This window comes from Phaeodactylibacter xiamenensis, from assembly GCF_965229835.1.
GTDB lineage: Bacteria > Bacteroidota > Bacteroidia > Chitinophagales > Saprospiraceae > Phaeodactylibacter > Phaeodactylibacter xiamenensis.
In genome coordinates this window covers 3,460,746-3,478,344 of the sequence record NZ_OZ245931.1, presented here as the reverse complement: position 1 = coordinate 3,478,344, position 17,599 = coordinate 3,460,746, and the positions used below count along the sequence as shown (strand labels likewise).

The window sequence follows — 17,599 nt, the reverse complement described above, 5'->3', positions numbered from 1 at the left end:
AGACACAATTTGTCTATGACCTTGATTTTTATCCCATTGATCCCATTGAACAAATGAAGCCCCGGCTTCAGCAAAGAAATTGCAAGCGCTGCCCTCAGGGTTTGACGGCTTCGTTTGCAGTAACAGGATTTATTAATCAGACATAGTTTTTACTAACTAAACCAAAGTAGTGTATGAAACTTAACATCAACTCCATGACAAGGGGCGGTCTCCTTGTCTTGGCGCTCCTGCTGTGTAATTTCACTTTTGCACAGCGTACCATCACCGGTACGGTTACGGATGCTGAGACGGGTGAGCCTCTAATCGGGGCAAACATACTCGTTGTTGGCTCCAGCACTGGTACCATTACGGACTTTGATGGTGCTTATTCCCTTAACGTTTCAGAAAATGCCAAAGAGCTGGAATTCTCTTACACAGGATACAGCTCTCAGCGCGTTGAAATTGGCAGCCAAACCAAGATCGACGTTACCCTCTCTGCTGGTCAGCAGCTGGAGGAGGTCGTTGTTGTAGGTTATGGTTCTCAGAAGGAGAAGGAAATTACTTCTGCGGTTACTTCAGTGAGCGCTGAAGATTTCAACCAGGGGCCTATCACCGACCCTTCCCAGTTATTACAGGGTAAGGTGGCTGGCCTTCAGGTGTACAACCGGGGTGGTGACCCCAACGGGCAGAGCGTTATCCGCCTGCGCGGTATCTCTACTGTAGGTGCCAACACTGAGCCACTTGTAGTGGTAGACGGTATCATTGGTGCTTCTCTTGATAACGTTGACCCCAACGATATTGAGAACGTAACCGTCCTGAAGGACGGCTCTGCCGCTGCGATCTACGGTTCACGGGGTTCCTCAGGGGTTATCCTGGTGACTACCCGCTCCGGTAGCCAAAGCAAGGGCGTCGAGTTCTCTTATAATGGTCAGACTGCTGCCTCAACGGCATTCAACAGTGTGCCGGTTATGAGCCCTGACGAATTCGTTGCAGCCGGAGGTACAGACCTGGGCAGCCAAACCGATTGGATCGATGAAGTGACGCGCGTTGGTATTAGCAACGTACACAGCTTGTCTGCTTCCGGGGGATCAGGGAATACCACTTACCGTGTTTCCGGTAACTATCGTAATGTGGATGGTATCCTGAAGAACTCTGGTTTTGAGCAGTTCAACGGGCGTGTGAACCTTTCTACAAAAGCTTTCAACGAGAAAGTTAGCATCGACTTCAACTCTTCATTTACCAACCGGAATTCTGATTTTGGCTTCAACGAAGCCCTCCGCTATGGTGTACTGTACAACCCTACTGCTCCGGTCCTTGGTGCCAACGCGCCATTCCCATTTGCAAGCGAGCAGTATGGCGGCTTTTTCGAGACACTGGGCTTGTTTGATAGCTTCAACCCGGTTTCTATCATCGAGCAAAACCGCAATCAGGGACAACGTACAGAAGTTACTTATGGTGCACGGGTAGGCTACGACATTACGCCTAATCTGGAAATTGCTGGCCGCGTGGCAAACCAAAAGACTACTGTGGCTAACGAAGAGTACTATCCCACTACTTCACTGTTCAGAGGTAACGCAACCAGCCCAACCCGCAAGGGCCTTGCTGAGTTTTACGATGAGATCACCTCTTTCCAGTTGTTTGAAGGTTACCTGACTTATGTTGCAGATGTAGGCAGCCGTTCTAACCTGCGTGTTACAGGTGGTTACTCTTATCAGCAGAACAACTTCGAGTCTAAGTTCCTCAGCCTGGGTGACTTCCCGGACAATACGCTGGACTTTGGCAACTTGATTCAGACTTCTCAGGACTTGCAGAATGCTGGCTTTATTCAGGCCAACAGTGCTGTTTCTCCTGATGAGAAAATCATTGCCTTCTTCGCCCGTGCGAACATGACAATTGATGATGCGATCTTCCTGAACGCATCTGTTCGACGTGAAGGTTCTACCAAGCTTGGTGCAGACAACCGCTGGGGTATTTTCCCTGCGCTGGGTGTAGGTGTCGACGTTAACCGCTACCTTGATATCAATAACGTAGACCTCCTGAAAGTGCGGGTAGGTTACGGTGTAACAGGTGCCCTGCCTGGACCAAACGGACTATCTCAGCCCATCCGCCAAGTTGTAAACGGAGATGACGGTAGTGTCTCCACAGAATTGGTCCGTGCTGCTAACCCTGACCTCAAATGGGAGGAAAAAGGAGAGCTGAACCTCGGTGTGGAATTCACAATGGGTCGCTTCAATGCTACTTTAGACCTGTATGATCGTAATATTCAGGACTTCATCCTGGAGCGTACGGTTGATGTAGCTGTATTTGGTACAGACCGCCGGTTTGAGAATGCTGGCTTGCTCACTACTCAGGGCGCTGAGCTGACACTGGGTTATGATGTGGTCCGCAAGGATAATATGATTTGGAACACAGGCCTGATCCTTAGCACTTACAAAACTACACTCGAAGAATACGTAGTACCTGAAGAGCAGCGCGCTAACCTCGGTGCACCTGGTCAGAACGGAACCAACATGGTTGTCATCCGTGAAGGTCAGGAGATCGGTCAGATCTGGGGGCCTGTTTTTGAAGGTGTAGGTGAAGATGGATCTCCAATCCTTCAAGACATCAATGGTGATGGCCAGGTGATTGGTGATCAGGGTAATGCTTTGAACCCTGACGCAGACTTTACCACATTGGGCAATGGTATCCCCGATTTGGAATTCGGCTGGACAAACCAACTTTCCTTCGGCGATTGGTCGGTAAATGCCTTCTTCCGTGGGGCATTAGGCCATAGCCTTGTAAATACTTTCCGTGCGTTCTACGAGCCTCGCATTTCTTCGCAGACTTCTTATAACTTTGTTAATACAGAGTTAGCAGAGCCAGGATTGACTTCTGCTCAATTCAGCTCACTCTATGTGGAAGAGGCTGACTTCTTCAAGCTGGACAACCTGACGATCTCCAGAAGATTCAGCTTTGAGAAAGGAAGCGCGATTCGCGGTCTTACAGTGTCGCTTACCGGACAAAACCTGTTCGTACTGACGAACTATACCGGTACAGACCCTGAACCATCATTAGTAGACTATGGTTCATCAGATAACGGTGGAGAAGTAGACTTCTCTAATCCTGATGTACTTAGCCCTGGTATCGACCGCCGCTACAGCTACTTTGCTTCGCGGACATTCACACTGGGCGTAAATCTTAATTTCTAACTTGAAAACTAAAAAGTAATGAAAAGACTTTTTAAATATTCGTTAATCGTATGCCTGGGTCTTTCTATGGCGGCTTGTACCGACCTGGAAGAAGATCTGGTAGGCGATATCACTGAAGATATCGTTGTGGAAGGCATCAATATAGGAGGCCCCGGCAGTAGTGACGGGGCGCTGACCGCCCTTTATGGTGAGCTCCGTAACGCCGGTACAGCTAACCACGGTGGATATTACTCCATTCAGGAAATCACCACTGATGAAATGTTCATCGGTGCGAAAGGTGGTGACTGGTTTGATGGTGGTGACTTGATTCGCTTGCACCAGCATACTTACACACCAAACCATCCATTTATTAACGGTACATGGGTGCAAACCTACAACGCTATTGCTACTGCCAATGATAACCTGGGTAGTGGTAACCTGAGCGATGCAGAAGTCGCACAAGCCCGTGCAGTACGTGCCTATTTCTACTGGCGCTTACTGGACTCCTATGGCCGGGTGAAGCTGGTAACTGAGACCAATCAGGACCCACCACAAGCTTCCCGTCAGGAGGTTTTTAACTTTGTTGAAAGTGAACTCCTCGCAGCCCTGGGCATATCTGAAGTAAGTGAGTCTATGGATTTGTCCAACAGCCAGCTTGCCGACGGTGGCTCTGCTTACTCCATGAATCTCTATGGTGCTATGGGAATCCTTGCTAAGTTGTACCTCAATGCAGAAGTATACACGGGTACGCCTATGTATGACAAAGCTGAGATTGCAGCTTCGTATATTATCGACAGCGGTCAGTACGTACTTTGCGGTGAAGGCTGCTCTGTACCTAACCTGGGCAAGCGCCCACGGGTAGACTCAGACCCTGCTGAACTGGAAGGTTATGCAGCTGTTTTTGCAGCTAATAACGAAGGTAACCCAGAGCATATCTTCTCTGTACGCTATGACGAAGCTACTGGTGCCGGTATGAACTTTAGCCAGATGAACCTGCACTATTCCAGCCAGTTTACCTGGAACTTCCAGGAGCAGCCCTGGAACGGATATGCTACCCTCGAGGAATTCTACAATTCCTACGAAGATGGTGATGCCCGTAAGGAGAATAACTTCATCGTTGGTCCTCAGCTGGACTTCAGTGGTTCTGCCTTGCTGGACTACGCTGCTGATGATGATGATATTCAGCTGAACTATACGCCGGAAATCAACGAGCTGGCTCCAAACTCACTGCGCGAAGCTGGCGCTCGTCCGGCGAAGTTTAGCTACAAGCAGTTTGGCCGTGCAGATATGGACAACGACTTCCCCATCGTTCGTTTGGGCGAAGTTTACCTGATCCGCGCAGAAGCGGTTGCACGTCAGGCAGGTAACTGGTCTGCAGCTGAAGCAGATGTGAATGTACTGCGTGCCCGTGCCGGTGTTGCGGAGTATAATGGTAACCTGACTGAGGAGGAATTCCTCGCAGAGCGTGGCCGTGAGATGTTCCAGGAAACAGCTCGCCGTACGGACCTGATCCGTTTCGGTAAGTACAATGGAGAATGGTGGGAGAAGCCAACTTCCGAGCCATTTGTAAACATCTTCCCAATCCCGCAGGAGCAAATCAATGCCGGTGGTGGATTGACACAGAACCCAGGGTACTAATCCCTGAAGTTTGATAAACCTTGCTATCCCGGGCCCCTCCTTTATGAAGGGCCCGGGATACTTTTTGATACCCTAACCATCATGGTTTATGCACTGCTTAATTCTTAAATGGGCTTTGAGAAAAATGTATAGTGTAAAAGGGATCACTATTCTGCTCGCTGCTGTATCCCTGTTCACTGGCTGCTCCGATCAGTCAGCAACGGTTTTCTCCGCTCTCGGCCCCGAATCCACAGGCATTCAATTCTCAAATGACCTCCACTACACGGAGGACTACAACCCCTACACCTACCGAAATTTTTACAATGGCGGCGGCGTCGCTGTAGGCGATATCAATAACGATGGCTTACAGGACCTCTATTTCGCGGGCAACCTCATGCCCAATAAATTATACCTTAATAAAGGCGGGCTGCAATTTGAAGACATTACCGAACAGGCAGGTATAGCTTGTGCTGATGTCTGGACATCCGGTGTCAATTTTGTCGATATCAACGGTGATGGCTGGCTCGATATCTATGTCTGCAAAGCCGGGAAACCCGGTGGCCCCAATCGCCATAATGAACTGTTTATCAATCAGGGGGATCTCACCTTTACCGAGGAGTCCAAAAAATATGGCTTAGACTTTACCGGCCTGTCGATTCAGTCCGCTTTCTTTGATTATGACCTTGACGGCGACCTTGATTGTTACCTCCTCAACAACTCCCTGCGCTCCGTAGGCGGGTTTGATATGCAGGAGGGGCTACGTGATGAATATGACCCCGAAGGCAACAAACTGCTCGAAAACCGGAATGGTACCTTTGTCGATGTGACCCGGGAAGCCGGAATTTATGCCAGCCGGATTGGCTACGGGCTGGGTATCACCCTGGCGGATTTTAATCAGGATGGCTGGCCGGATATTTTCCTGTCCAACGACTTCTTCGAGAAAGACTACCTCTACTTCAATAATCAGGATGGCACCTTTACCGAATCTTCGGACTCCAGCTTTATGGCTTTGTCTATGGGGTCTATGGGAGCCGATGCCTGCGATCTGGACAACGATCTGCTCTCCGAAATCTTCGTTACCGAAATGCTGCCGCGTGACCCTGCCCGCAAAAAGACCAAAACAGTGTACGAAGAGTGGGACAAATACCAGCTCAGTGTAAAGAAAGGCTACCACCATCAGTTTGCCCGCAATGTGCTGCATAAAAACCTAAATGGGAAGGCCTTCGCAGAGGTAGGGCGACTGGCTGAAGTAGAGAGCACGGATTGGAGCTGGTCGGCTTTGATGCAGGACTACGACGCAGATGGCTTGCGGGATATCTTTGTCAGCAATGGCATCCGTTCTGACCTGCTCGATAAAGACTACCTCAACTATATGGCTAATGAGACCCAGGTGCGGGCCATGATCAATGAAGATGCGGAAGTACTGAAAAAACTTATTGAGATCATGCCTTCTGCTCCGGTCCGAAACGCCCTCTTCCGCAATGAAGGCAATCTGCAGTTTTCCTACCAAAGCCAAAACTGGGGCTTTGAAACCCCAACGTTCAGCAACGGCAGTGCCTACGGTGACCTGGATAACGACGGCGACCTGGACCTGGTCGTCAACAACATCGATCAACCGGCAACAATTTACCGAAACAATACCCTACGCAGCCACGCTCATAGCATCGCTTTCCGGCTGGAGTTCACCGGCGGAAACAGGCAGGGTATTGGTACTAAAGTACTGATTGTGGCGGATAGCCTGCGCAGCCTTTTTGAATACTATCCTACCAAAGGTTTTCAGAGTAGCTCCGCCGGCCCCGTCTTTTTTGGGCTGGGCCATCGGGCTGAGGTCGACAGTGTTTACTTTATCTGGCCTAACGGCGAAGTCAGCCTGCGTACCTCTCTGACTGCCGACCGGATTTATGATATCCGTTACGATGGCCTCGAAGTGGAGCCGGTTAGCCCCGGGCTCTGGAAAACGCCCAAACCATTGCTGAAACACGTAGAAGCCCCGGTCGATTTTGAACATGAGGAAGTCGATATCAACTTCTTTGGCAGAGAGCGTATGCTATTGACTATGCCCGGTGGGCAAGGCCCTGTTTTGGCAAAGGCTGATGTCAACGCGGATGGGAGGGAAGACTTCTTTGTGGGCGGAGGCAAGAATCAGGAATCAGTTTTGTACCTGGCTACAGAATCGGGCTATTTGCCTCAGCTACTATTTGCGGATACCCGTCGTTCTGAAGTGACTGCTGCGGTCTTTTTTGATAGCGATCAGGACGGTGATCCTGACCTCTACCTGGGGCATGGCGGCAAAGCTTTCTCGGAGTACTCGCCGGAATTACATGATGCGCTTTACCTCAACGATGGCACCGGCTACTTTGAACAGGCCGAAGGCGCACTCGATTTTCCCGGTCCACTGTCTACAGGGGCAGTAAGTATAGCTGATTTTGATCAGGATGGACTGCCGGATATTGTGGTCGGAGAGGCAATGAAAACCAACACCTATGGCCTCCCCGGCAGTTGCCTGGTCTGGCGCAATACTGGTGACAACCACTTTGAATTACTGGACGTAAAAGCCGGTCAGGATGTAGGCATGATCAAAGCCTTGTCCGCTTCAGATATTGACGGCAATGGCTGGCCGGATATTTTACTGGCCGGAGAATACATGCCTCTTACTGTTTTGTACAACGAGAATGGCAATTTTCAAAAAAAAGTGCTGCCCGGTACAGACGGATGGTGGCAGGTTATTGAAACCACGGACCTGGACGAAGACGGCGACCCTGACTTTATCCTTGGCAATATGGGCACCAACAACTTTTTCCGAAGCGGGCATATGGTATTCATCGCAGATTTTGACCAAAACGGAACGCCCGAGCAGATTGCCTGCATCAAAAGGGAGGACGGGCATTATCCCATTCAGGCGATCGATGAGCTATACATGCAAATGCCGGTCCTTAAGAAAAAATACCGCCGCTACGAGGCTTTCTCAAAAGCCCCGCTGGAAGCCCTGATCTCGGAAGAACAACTTACCGAGGCGTTACAGCTCCACCTCAAAGAGCGCCGTAGCGGCCTGCTGTGGAACGAGAGTGGGAAACTTCGCTTTCAGCCATTACCAATCGAAGCGCAATATAGCAGTGTTCATGCCATTATGGTCAGAGATGTGGATGAGGACGGCACTCCGGATTTGCTGCTCGGTGGCAACGAATACCGGGTCAAGCCGCAGTTTGGCCGTCAGGATGCCTCCAAAGGCTGCCTCTGCAAAGGGCGCAGGGCAGGAGAGGGGGGCGTGTTTGATCAATGCCGCATGCTGAGTCTCAACGGGCAGGTAAGAAGTTTTTTAGACCTCAACGAAAATCAAATTATTATTGGCTTAAACGATGAGAAAATTCAGTGGTATGAGTTGGATTAAGAGCTTCTCGAAAAAGCATATGCACAACTGGTTTTGTTCCAACGTTGCACAAAACCAATCAGCGGGCAGCTTTCGTGCAACGTTGGGGCAAAAGCTTTTTGAAAGTTGTACATTTTCTTTTTGCCCCACTACCAGCCGCCTTTTACTTTTGGGAACACTGGTGTTGGCTTTTCAGAGCTGCAAGTCAGAGTATCAGCAGTATGTGGACCGGGAATTGGGTACAGGGGAAATCCGGGACAGCCTTATTTTTGGTATGCAGATGGGGCAGACCAAAAAGGAATTTTATGCCATTTGCTGGGAGCTGAACAAGCAGAAAATTATTACGGCAGGCACCGGCAATCAGTATGCTAAATACGTGGTGGATGCGGATACCATTAGTGGTGATTTGTCAAGAGCCAAGGATATGCTGTTCTATGGTATTTTTGATGAAGACGACGTGATGCGCGGTATGGATATGAAGTATGCCTACCAAACCTGGGCGCCCTGGAACCGCGACCGGCATGCGGACAGCCTGATGAATCAACTACGCGAGCAGTACCTGCAGGGGTATCCGGGCAACGATTTTATTGAGCTGGAGGTAGAAGGGCTCAAGACCCCCGCATTGGTCAAAATTGATGGCAACCGTCAAATCCTGATGTACCCCGTCAATAATAAGGATGTAAAAGTACGTATCGAAGACTTACGCTATAAGCTTGACAAATAATGAAAGCACCTACTGCATTTTGGATCATTCCCTTTTTGTTCTTCCTGAGCTGTCAGCCGGATGGTTCCGGTACTCAGTCCTCTTCCGCTTCGCTGTTTACGTTGAGGGATAATGCTGAGGTGGGGATCAATTTCAGCAATGACCTTACCTATACCAACGACTTCAACGTCTACAAGTACCGCAACTTCTACAACGGCGGTGGCGTCGCGATTGGGGATATTAACAACGACGGGCTCGCCGATGTCTACCTGACCGCCAATCAAACGGGCAACAAACTTTTCCTGAACAAAGGCAACTGGCAGTTTGAAGACATCTCTGAACAGGCTGGTGTAAGCGGGCAGCGGGCATGGTCTACCGGTGTCACTATGGTAGATGTAAATGGTGATGGGCTGCTAGATATCTACGTTTGTAACTCTGGTGACGTAGCAGGCGATAACAAAGAAAATGAGTTGTTCATCAATCAGGGCAATCTGCGTTTTGAGGAACAGGCAGAGCAGTACAACCTGAATGATAAAGGCTATTCTACTCACGCCAGCTTCTTTGATTATGATAAAGACGGCGACCTGGACGTATACATTCTCAACAACTCCTTCCAGGCCATCGGCAGCTTCAACCTGCGCAAAAATGAACGCCCAAAACGCGACGAACTCGGAGGGGATAAGTTGATGCGCAACGAAGGAGGCCGGTTTGTAGATGTGAGCGAAGAAGCAGGTATTTATGGTAGTGTGATTGGATTTGGTCTGGGGGTTACCGTGGGCGATGTCAACAATGATAACTGGGAAGACCTTTTTATTTCCAATGACTTCTTCGAACGCGACTACCTTTACATCAATCAGCAGGATGGCACTTTCAAAGAAGACCTGGTCAATCAGATCAACTCCATCAGCGGGGCCTCTATGGGGGCAGATATGGCGGATATCAACAACGATGGATATCAGGATATTTTCGTCACCGAGATGCTGCCCTCCGATTACAGCCGCCTCAAGTCCGTAACGACCTTTGAAGGCTGGGATAAGTACCAGTACAACGTCACCAACGGCTATCATCATCAGTTCACCCGCAACGTGCTGCACCTCAACCGGGGCAACAGCACCTTTAGCGAAATCTCTCGCCTGGCGGGCGTAGAAGCCTCCGACTGGAGCTGGGGCGCCCTGTTCTTCGATATGGACAACGATGGGTACGAAGACCTCTTTATCGCCAATGGCATTTACAAAGACCTCACCGATCAGGACTACCTGCAGTACATCGCCAATGAATCCGTCATACAGTCCATTATTTCGGATAAAGGAGTCAATTACAAAGAGCTGATCGACATCATCCCATCCAACAAAGTGCCCAACCACGCCTTCAAAAACCTGGGCGGGCTTTCCTTTGAGGCATACGAAGCGAGCGGGCTGCAAACGCCCAGCTTTTCCAATGGCTCCGCCTACGGTGACCTGGACAACGATGGCGATCTCGACCTTGTGGTCAATAACGTGAGCATGCCCTGTTTTGTCTACGAAAACCAGGGCGCGGGCGGCAACTACCTGAAGTTTCACCTGCGGGGCGAAGGGCAGAATACCTTCGCCATTGGCAGCAAAGTAGAGATTCGGGCAGGCGATCAGACCTGGCGGGTGGAAAACCAACCTACACGGGGCTTTCAGTCGAGCGTAGACCCGGCCGTAGTGGTCGGTATCGGCAAGGCGGCGCAGGCTGAGGTGACCATCATCTGGCCGGATGGAAAAGTCACGCAACTTGGTACAGTCGAGGCGAATCAGACACTGACCGTGGCTTCATCCACAGGGCAGGCTGTTGCTTCCATGGCTTCCGAAAATACCGTCTCCGGCAAGGCTTTCGAGCCTGTAGTCTCTCCCATTGACTACACGCACGAAGAAAACAACTATGTGGACTTCAACCGGGAGCGCCTCCTTTACCACGGGCATAGCACCGAAGGCCCCCGGGCAGGGCAGGGTGACCTGAATGGCGATGGCTATACGGATATCGTCATACCTGGCCCAAAGGGTGCGCCCTGTGTAGCTTATTTCGGGCAGGCAGACGGCAGCTTTTCCAAAACCGTGCTGGAGCAAATTGACGCCGGGGCAGAACACCTCACTGCCCACCTCTTTGATGCGGATTCGGATGGTGACCTGGACCTCTATCTTGCAAGTGGAGGTGTGGAAATCACGGAATTCTCCAACCTTCTGCACGACGAGATTTGGTTCAATGACGGGCGCGGGCGGTTTACGGAGCACCGACAGGTCTTCCCCAATGACCAAAAAATGAGCACCCTCGCAGTGGATTCCCGGGACATCGACGGCGATGGTGACCTGGACCTCTTTGTCGGAGAGCGGATCAAAGTCGGGAAGTATGGTGCCAAATGCTCAGGCTTCATCCTGGAAAACGATGGAGCAGGCAACTTCCGCGATGTGACCGCGCAGTACTATCCTGAATTGTCCAATATAGGTATGATCACTAGCGCCCGGTGGTGCGATCTCAATAATGACGCCCTCCCGGATCTGGTGGTGGCCGGAGAATTCATGGAAGTACAGATTTTGATAAATGAAGGGTCAAGCCTGCGCAGGCAGCCGCTGCCCTTTCCCAATGCCGGGCTTTGGACGGCACTGGAGGTCGCAGACTTGGATGGCGATGGCAATGAAGACCTGGTACTTGGCAACCTGGGCACCAACAGCCGTATCCGCGGCACCGCCGAACACCCGCTGCGCCTGTACTACAACGATTTTGATAACAACAACTTCCCGGAAAGCATTTTGACCTTCAACGCAGACAACGGGAAAGACTATCCCTACGCCCTGCGGCATAACCTCACCAAACAGATGCCGTACCTCAAAAAGCAATATCCGGATTTTCAATCCTTTAAAGAGGCAGATATCACACAGATATTCAATAAGGAACAGCTGGGAAGTACAGAAGTACTGGAAGCCAACGAGCTTAGGTCTGTGGTACTGCGCAACCTCGGTGGGGGGCAATTCGAAAAGCAGGCCCTGCCGGTAACGGTGCAATTCAGCCCGGTATACACTATTGAAGCAGCAGATGTGAATAAGGATGGGCAGCCCGATTTACTGCTCGGCGGCAACCTGTATAAAGTACAGCCTGAAATAGGCATCTACGATGCTTCTTACGGGAATTGCCTGATCAACGATGGAAAGGGGCAGTTTACCGACCGCTCTGTCGAACTTGGATTTGGCGTTAAGGGCGAAATTCGTGACATTCAGCTCATCAACGGGTTGGTTTATATTTTTCGGAATGACGATGAGATTAAGACATATCAGATTAACTATGAATAAAGTTGGGTTTTTTCAGGGGCTTGCTGTTTTACTGTTAATGTTGTTGAGCGCCTGTGGGGGAGAGCCCTCGTCTGCAGGTGAGACGGCCCCGGGTACTATGCGGACGCTCGGGCCTGAGGAAACAGGTATTGACTTTGTCAATCAGTTGTCTGATAACCTGGACCGCAACATCATCGAGTACCTGTATTACTACAACGGTGGCGGTGTTGCAGTGGGCGACATCAATAATGATGGGCTGGAAGACCTCTTCTTCACGGCTAATGAGCAACCCGACAAGCTCTACCTCAACAAGGGCAATCTTCAGTTTGAAGACATTACAGCACAGGCGGGCATTTTGGCCGATGATGCCTGGTCAACCGGAGTGGCGATGGTGGATGTCAATAATGATGGCTATCTGGATATCCACGTTTGTAAAGTGGGCGTAGGCATTATGCCGGCTGCGCACAACCTTTTGTACCTGAATCAGAAGGACGGCACCTTTGAAGAAAGTTCAAAAGACCTGGGATTGAACATTCAGGCTTTTTCGACTCAAGCCTGCTTCCTGGACTACGACCTGGACGGCGACCTCGATCTATACCTGCTCAACCATAATGTCCACTCGGTACGCAGTTATGGCTCAACCAAAAAACGGAAAGAAACAGATCCGCTCGCTGGTGACCGGTTCTTCGAAAACCGCGTCAATGAGGCAGAAGGGCAGTTTGTAGATGTAACGGCATCAACCGGCATATACAGCAGCCCTCTCGGGTACGGGCTGGCTATCTCTGCCGCAGACCTGAATGGCGATGGCTACACCGATATCTACATCGGCAACGACTTTCACGAGAACGACTACATTTACCTCAACAACGGCGATAAAACTTTCCGGGAGGTGATCAAAGACTGGACCGACCACACCACGCAGTTCAGCATGGGCGTCGATATTGCAGACCTCAACAACGATCAGTTGCCGGATATTTTCAGCACTGATATGTTGCCCTTTGACGAGGAGATTTACCTCAAATCCGGGGGCGAGGATACCGATCAGCTTAAAAGGATAAAGGCAGACCTGGGGTATGAGGAGCAATACGCCCGCAATCACCTGCAGCTCAATTCCGGCAAGGCTTATTTTACAGACCTGGCTCTGCAAACCCGCACCTTCGCCACCGACTGGAGCTGGGGCGTGCTGCTGCAGGACTTCGATAATAACGGCTGGAAGGATATTTTCGTCACCAATGGTATTGTAAAGCGGCCCAATGACCTGGATTACATCAACTACCTCAACAGTGAAGCCATCGCAAAGCTGGACGAAGATGACCCGGAGCGCACCCGCAAACTGATTGATATGCTGCCTTCCGAAAAGCTGCATAATGTGCTCTTTTTGCAGCAGTCTGAACTGGAATTCACTGACCTGGAAAGCTCCAAGGTAGGAACCCCGACTTTCTCCAATGGCGTAGCTTACGCCGATTTGGACAAAGATGGCTATTTGGAAGCCGTCGTTAACAACATCGACGAGCCCGCTCAAATACTGACCTGGAAGAGCCGTGCAGAAGGCGGCAACTACCTCAGCTTACATTTAAAAAACAGTGCCGGGAAAACCGCACTGGGCACCAAAGCCTATATTTACGCCGGTGGGCGCACACTCTATCAGGAGCTACAGGTGGTCAAAGGCTATCAGTCCTCTGTTTCCCACCGTTTACACTTTGGGCTGGGCGATGTCAGTAAGGTTGACTCCGTGCGTATCATCTGGCCGGGGCAGAGGGTACAGGTCTTGTCCGGCTTGCCCGTCAATCAGCATTTGGAGGTGGAAAGACCGGTGGCTGACCTGCCAATAGCTACAGCGGGTAATCTGATAGAAGCTCCGGTTTTTGAAGTATTTCCACTACAGCACGAGGAAAACCCCTACGAGGACTACGAAAAGGAAAAGCTTATGCCCGAGCGGCTTTCACAGGAAGGTCCGGCTGTTTTGTACGAAGACCTGAATGCAGATGGCATAAAGGACCTGCTCATTGGTGGGGCACATGGCTATCCGATGCGCTTGCTACAGGGGCAGGCGGATGGGTCGTTTCAGAATCTGGAGGTCGATGCATTCACCCGTGATGCCGGTTACGAAGATGCCAGTTTCGCGGTCATTGATTTCGATGCCGATGGTGACCTGGACCTCTATGCCGTAAGTGGGGGAGGAGCGGCCAAAGAGCTGGAAAAGGCGCTGGAAGACCGGTTGTACCTCAACAACGGTAATATGGACTTCCGCCGCGTGCAGCTTTCCCTGCCCCACACCAACGGCAGCGTGGTGGCGGTTGCAGACTTCAATAAAGATGGGTACGAAGACATCTTCGTAGGCGCCCGCTCGATCCCGGGGTCCTATGGGCTATCTCCCTATAGCTTTATCCTGACCAATAGGCAGGGGATGGGCGTAGATATCGCCTACAAACAACGTTTCGGCATGGTCACTGATGCCAAATGGGCCGACTTTGACCAGGACGATGACCTGGACCTCATCATCTGTGGCGATTGGATGCCGGTGACGATACTGGAGAACGACGGTGAGGGCGCGCTGGAGTACCTTCCGGAAGAAGCCAACGGCCCTGCGCTGACCGGATTCTGGACGAGGCTTGCCGTGGCAGATGTCAATCAGGACGGGCAACTCGATATTTTTGCGGGCAATCTAGGCACCAACAGCCTGATGCAAGCGAGCCCGGAGGCCCCCATCAAACTCTACCTTGGCGATTTTGATGAGAATGGCTTTGTGGATCCTCTGGTCTTTTTTAAGTATTACGACCGCTACGTCCCGCTGGGTTCCAAAGATAAATTACTATCGCAGCTACCCGGGCTGAAAAAGTATTTCGTGTCCTATTCCAAGTATGCTGAGGTGGCCAGCTTTGAAGCCCTTTTGCCGGAAGGGCAGGACTTTCTGGTAGAAGAAAAACAGGCGGAAACCCTGCAGTCCATGCTATTCCTCTCTACAGCTGATGGAGGCTATGAGGCGCAACCCTTGCCTGCACAGGCGCAGTGGGGCACCATACAGGATCTGTGGTGGGAAGAAGAGGCCCGGCAGTTGTACTACATCAGCAGCAATGCTGAGCTGATGGCCGTACACGGCAACAGCCAATCCGCCCGGGGCGGAGTGCTCGGAGACTACGATGCGGCAGCTTCCGCTTTTCAAACGGTCCAATCACTGGACCTGCCGAGAGGGGTTCAGGCGCGGGCGCTCCTGCCGGTAAGCGGGCGGCAGTTGTTGCTGATTACGAATAACGATTACCCTTACTTGCTGAGCAGCCGTTGAGGCGCTGCAACAAAAACGGGTTTTTAAGGTTGCCTTAATGTACCGCCCGGTGCGTGAAAGCTTGTGCGACCAGACCGGATGATTTGATCGTATTTCCACGCTTAAGCCTTCCCTGGTGCGTGGTCTGTCGGCACAGGAAAGTAGAAGCTTTTACCACCTTGGAGCATTGAACCTTCAGATACCGCCATGCCATGACTACTTCCTTGAAGTTGATTTCGTTGTTTTGCCTTTTCCTCTTTGTGCTGCCGCAGCATGCCGATGCGCAGCGCCGGGGCAAACGTATTAAGCAGCGCTTCCGGGCTTCCCTGATTACTGGTTTCAACCTTTCTCAAATTGACGGCGATAATTATAATGGCTTTGACAAGTTCAATCCGCAGTTTGGCATCGGTGGTACTGCGGTCATCAACCGGCAGTCAGAAATAGGCATAGAGCTGCTTTACCACAATAAAGGTGCCCGTACGGAATCAGACCCCCGCCGCCTCCTCAACACCAAAGATCGTTTGGTGGACCTTTCTTACGTAGAAGTACCCATCTACTTTCGTCACAACCGGCGGGAAACTTTCCCCACCGTCTACTTTGAAGGCGGAGGTGCCTTCGCCCGGCTAATTGATGCAAAGATCGATGAGCCAGCGGTTGTACAAGATGGCCTTATACTCAGCGGATTGGAAAATGACCTGCAGGAAAATGAATTGAGTTTACTGTTGGGTATTGGCTATCAGTTCACCGAGCACATTGGAGCCCGCTTTCGTTACAGTTTTGCCCTGACACGGGTGTACAATACGGCAGACCTAAGTGAGGAAGCCGCCCTGCAAATTGAGCAGGAACGGGGGGTCATGCAGCTGCGCAACTATTATATTAGTCTTGCTGCCTTCTATCGTTTTTAAACGCCAATTGCTGGTGTTGCCTGTAAGTGTTTGATTTACAGGTGTTTTTCGATACGCTTTGATTGTAGCCAAATAATATTCGCTGGTATAGAAAAAGGGTTGCATTGATCGAATATTCCCGCCTGTTTATAGAAGGTACCCATTTCCAAAGATCATTTCGTGCAACTTCCTCGTTATATAACCGTCTTTGATAACGAAGACATCAATAAACGATTTAGTTGATAAGCACCCGCTGACCCGGGCCATTTGCCCAGCGGTCAGTTTATGCCTTATTGCCTGATTGTTAGTTTTTTATCCCGATTGTTATACCTAAAATCAGTTTTGTTATGAAAACCTTTCGCATTGTTTTTTCCGCCCTTTTGCTTACTGCATTCGTCACGGCTTCCTTTGCTTCTACACCCGACAGCGCTACTGCCGCCAAAGACCTGCGCCGCGAGATTTCCAAAATGATCGAAGCGCCAAACCTGGAGCAGCTGGGCATGAAGGAAACCTTTGTATTCATTAATTTCAAGGTGAACGAAAATAACGAGATCATTGTCCTCAATGTACTCGGCGTGACCGACGAAATCTGTGAACAGGTAAAGGAGAGTATCAACCACCGCAAAGTAGAAGGCCTTGGCCTGGACAAAGCGCAGGAATACAACCTGCGGGTCAACTTTGTAGCTGAGGGTGCACTCGCCAAACGCTAACCCCTGGCTTCTTTAGTGAAGGTAATGCCGGGTTGGGCCACGCGCTCCGCCCGGCATTATTTGTTGAGCAGTAAGCGCACAGGAAAGCTTTGGCCCGCTGGTGCAGAGCTTAAGTTTTGGTCTTTCCAGGCGCTCTGCCCCAGCTTCGCCCGGCGCACTCTCCGTCCGACGTAGTCGGGTCTTTCGCCGGGCGTACCCTTCCTTGCAGATCAATAGCGCACCGGGTGAATGCCTTGGCTCCGGCATGGGCTTAGTGCACCCGGTGAGCCCTTCAATGACCGACGAAAGTAAGCAGAGAGGCGGAGTCGGGGTCCGTCCGACGAAGCAAGTAGAGACGCGAAGTCGTGAAAAGCATAATGCCACAAAACCTTCAGCCCCTTTGCCAACTCTTTCCGCCTACGCTCTTGCAGGTCAAGTTGAGGCCGGCAATGCGCAAAGGCTAAGCCGAGGTTGAAGTCCAGCCAATGGGCCTGATTAAAGAAAGGAATAGCCCGCTATTCCCGCCCTGAAGCCATCGCCAAGCCCTCAACCTTGACCGGAGTCTAAACCCTGGTCATCGCCCGGCAACCATAAAACCCACAGCCCGCCAAAGCCACAGGCAACGGCGGGAAAACGCCACAAAACCC

At 51.0% G+C, this 17,599-nt stretch carries 8 protein-coding genes; all 8 read left to right on the top strand.

What is annotated here, in order from left to right:
• The first annotated feature begins 173 nt into the window (after positions 1-173).
• A complete protein-coding gene (locus ACO08I_RS12920) occupies positions 174-3,167 on the top strand; it encodes a SusC/RagA family TonB-linked outer membrane protein (RefSeq protein WP_421949528.1) in 2,994 nt (997 codons plus the stop codon).
• Between the two features lie 18 nt (positions 3,168-3,185).
• On the top strand, positions 3,186-4,784 hold the full coding sequence (locus ACO08I_RS12915; RefSeq protein ID WP_421949527.1) for a RagB/SusD family nutrient uptake outer membrane protein: 1,599 nt from the start codon (positions 3,186-3,188) through the stop codon (positions 4,782-4,784).
• Between the two features lie 124 nt (positions 4,785-4,908).
• Positions 4,909-8,151: a VCBS repeat-containing protein gene (locus ACO08I_RS12910; RefSeq protein ID WP_421949526.1), complete on the top strand. Its 3,243-nt coding sequence runs from the start codon at positions 4,909-4,911 to the stop codon at positions 8,149-8,151.
• Positions 8,138-8,854, top strand: a complete 717-nt coding sequence (locus ACO08I_RS12905; RefSeq protein ID WP_421949525.1) for a hypothetical protein — start codon at positions 8,138-8,140, stop codon at positions 8,852-8,854. Before ACO08I_RS12910 ends, ACO08I_RS12905 begins: the two co-directional genes overlap by 14 nt.
• Entirely contained in the window at positions 8,854-12,138 is a 3,285-nt protein-coding gene (locus ACO08I_RS12900) for a VCBS repeat-containing protein (protein WP_282780021.1), read from the top strand. Before ACO08I_RS12905 ends, ACO08I_RS12900 begins: the two co-directional genes overlap by 1 nt.
• Entirely contained in the window at positions 12,131-15,400 is a 3,270-nt protein-coding gene (locus tag ACO08I_RS12895; RefSeq protein ID WP_421949524.1) for a VCBS repeat-containing protein, read from the top strand. Before ACO08I_RS12900 ends, ACO08I_RS12895 begins: the two co-directional genes overlap by 8 nt.
• A gap of 191 nt (positions 15,401-15,591) precedes the next feature.
• Positions 15,592-16,284 carry a porin family protein gene (locus ACO08I_RS12890; protein ID WP_421949523.1) on the top strand — a complete coding sequence of 231 codons (693 nt, stop codon included), beginning with the start codon at positions 15,592-15,594 and terminating at the stop codon, positions 16,282-16,284.
• 326 nt (positions 16,285-16,610) lie between these two features.
• Positions 16,611-16,973, top strand: coding sequence for a hypothetical protein (locus tag ACO08I_RS12885; protein WP_421949522.1), 363 nt, complete (start codon positions 16,611-16,613; stop codon positions 16,971-16,973).
• Positions 16,974-17,599 lie beyond the last annotated feature (626 nt).

Excerpts from the sequence above, each read along its gene's own strand:
- ACO08I_RS12920 (WP_421949528.1), top strand. The coding sequence starts at position 174 with ATGAAACTTAACATCAACTCCATGACAAGGGGCGGTCTCCTTGTCTTG.
- ACO08I_RS12915 (WP_421949527.1), top strand. The coding sequence starts at position 3,186 with ATGAAAAGACTTTTTAAATATTCGTTAATCGTATGCCTGGGTCTTTCT.
- ACO08I_RS12910 (WP_421949526.1), top strand. The coding sequence starts at position 4,909 with ATGTATAGTGTAAAAGGGATCACTATTCTGCTCGCTGCTGTATCCCTG.
- ACO08I_RS12905 (WP_421949525.1), top strand. The coding sequence starts at position 8,138 with ATGAGTTGGATTAAGAGCTTCTCGAAAAAGCATATGCACAACTGGTTT.
- ACO08I_RS12900 (WP_282780021.1), top strand. The coding sequence starts at position 8,854 with ATGAAAGCACCTACTGCATTTTGGATCATTCCCTTTTTGTTCTTCCTG.
- ACO08I_RS12895 (WP_421949524.1), top strand. The coding sequence starts at position 12,131 with ATGAATAAAGTTGGGTTTTTTCAGGGGCTTGCTGTTTTACTGTTAATG.
- ACO08I_RS12890 (WP_421949523.1), top strand. The coding sequence starts at position 15,592 with ATGACTACTTCCTTGAAGTTGATTTCGTTGTTTTGCCTTTTCCTCTTT.
- ACO08I_RS12885 (WP_421949522.1), top strand. The coding sequence starts at position 16,611 with ATGAAAACCTTTCGCATTGTTTTTTCCGCCCTTTTGCTTACTGCATTC.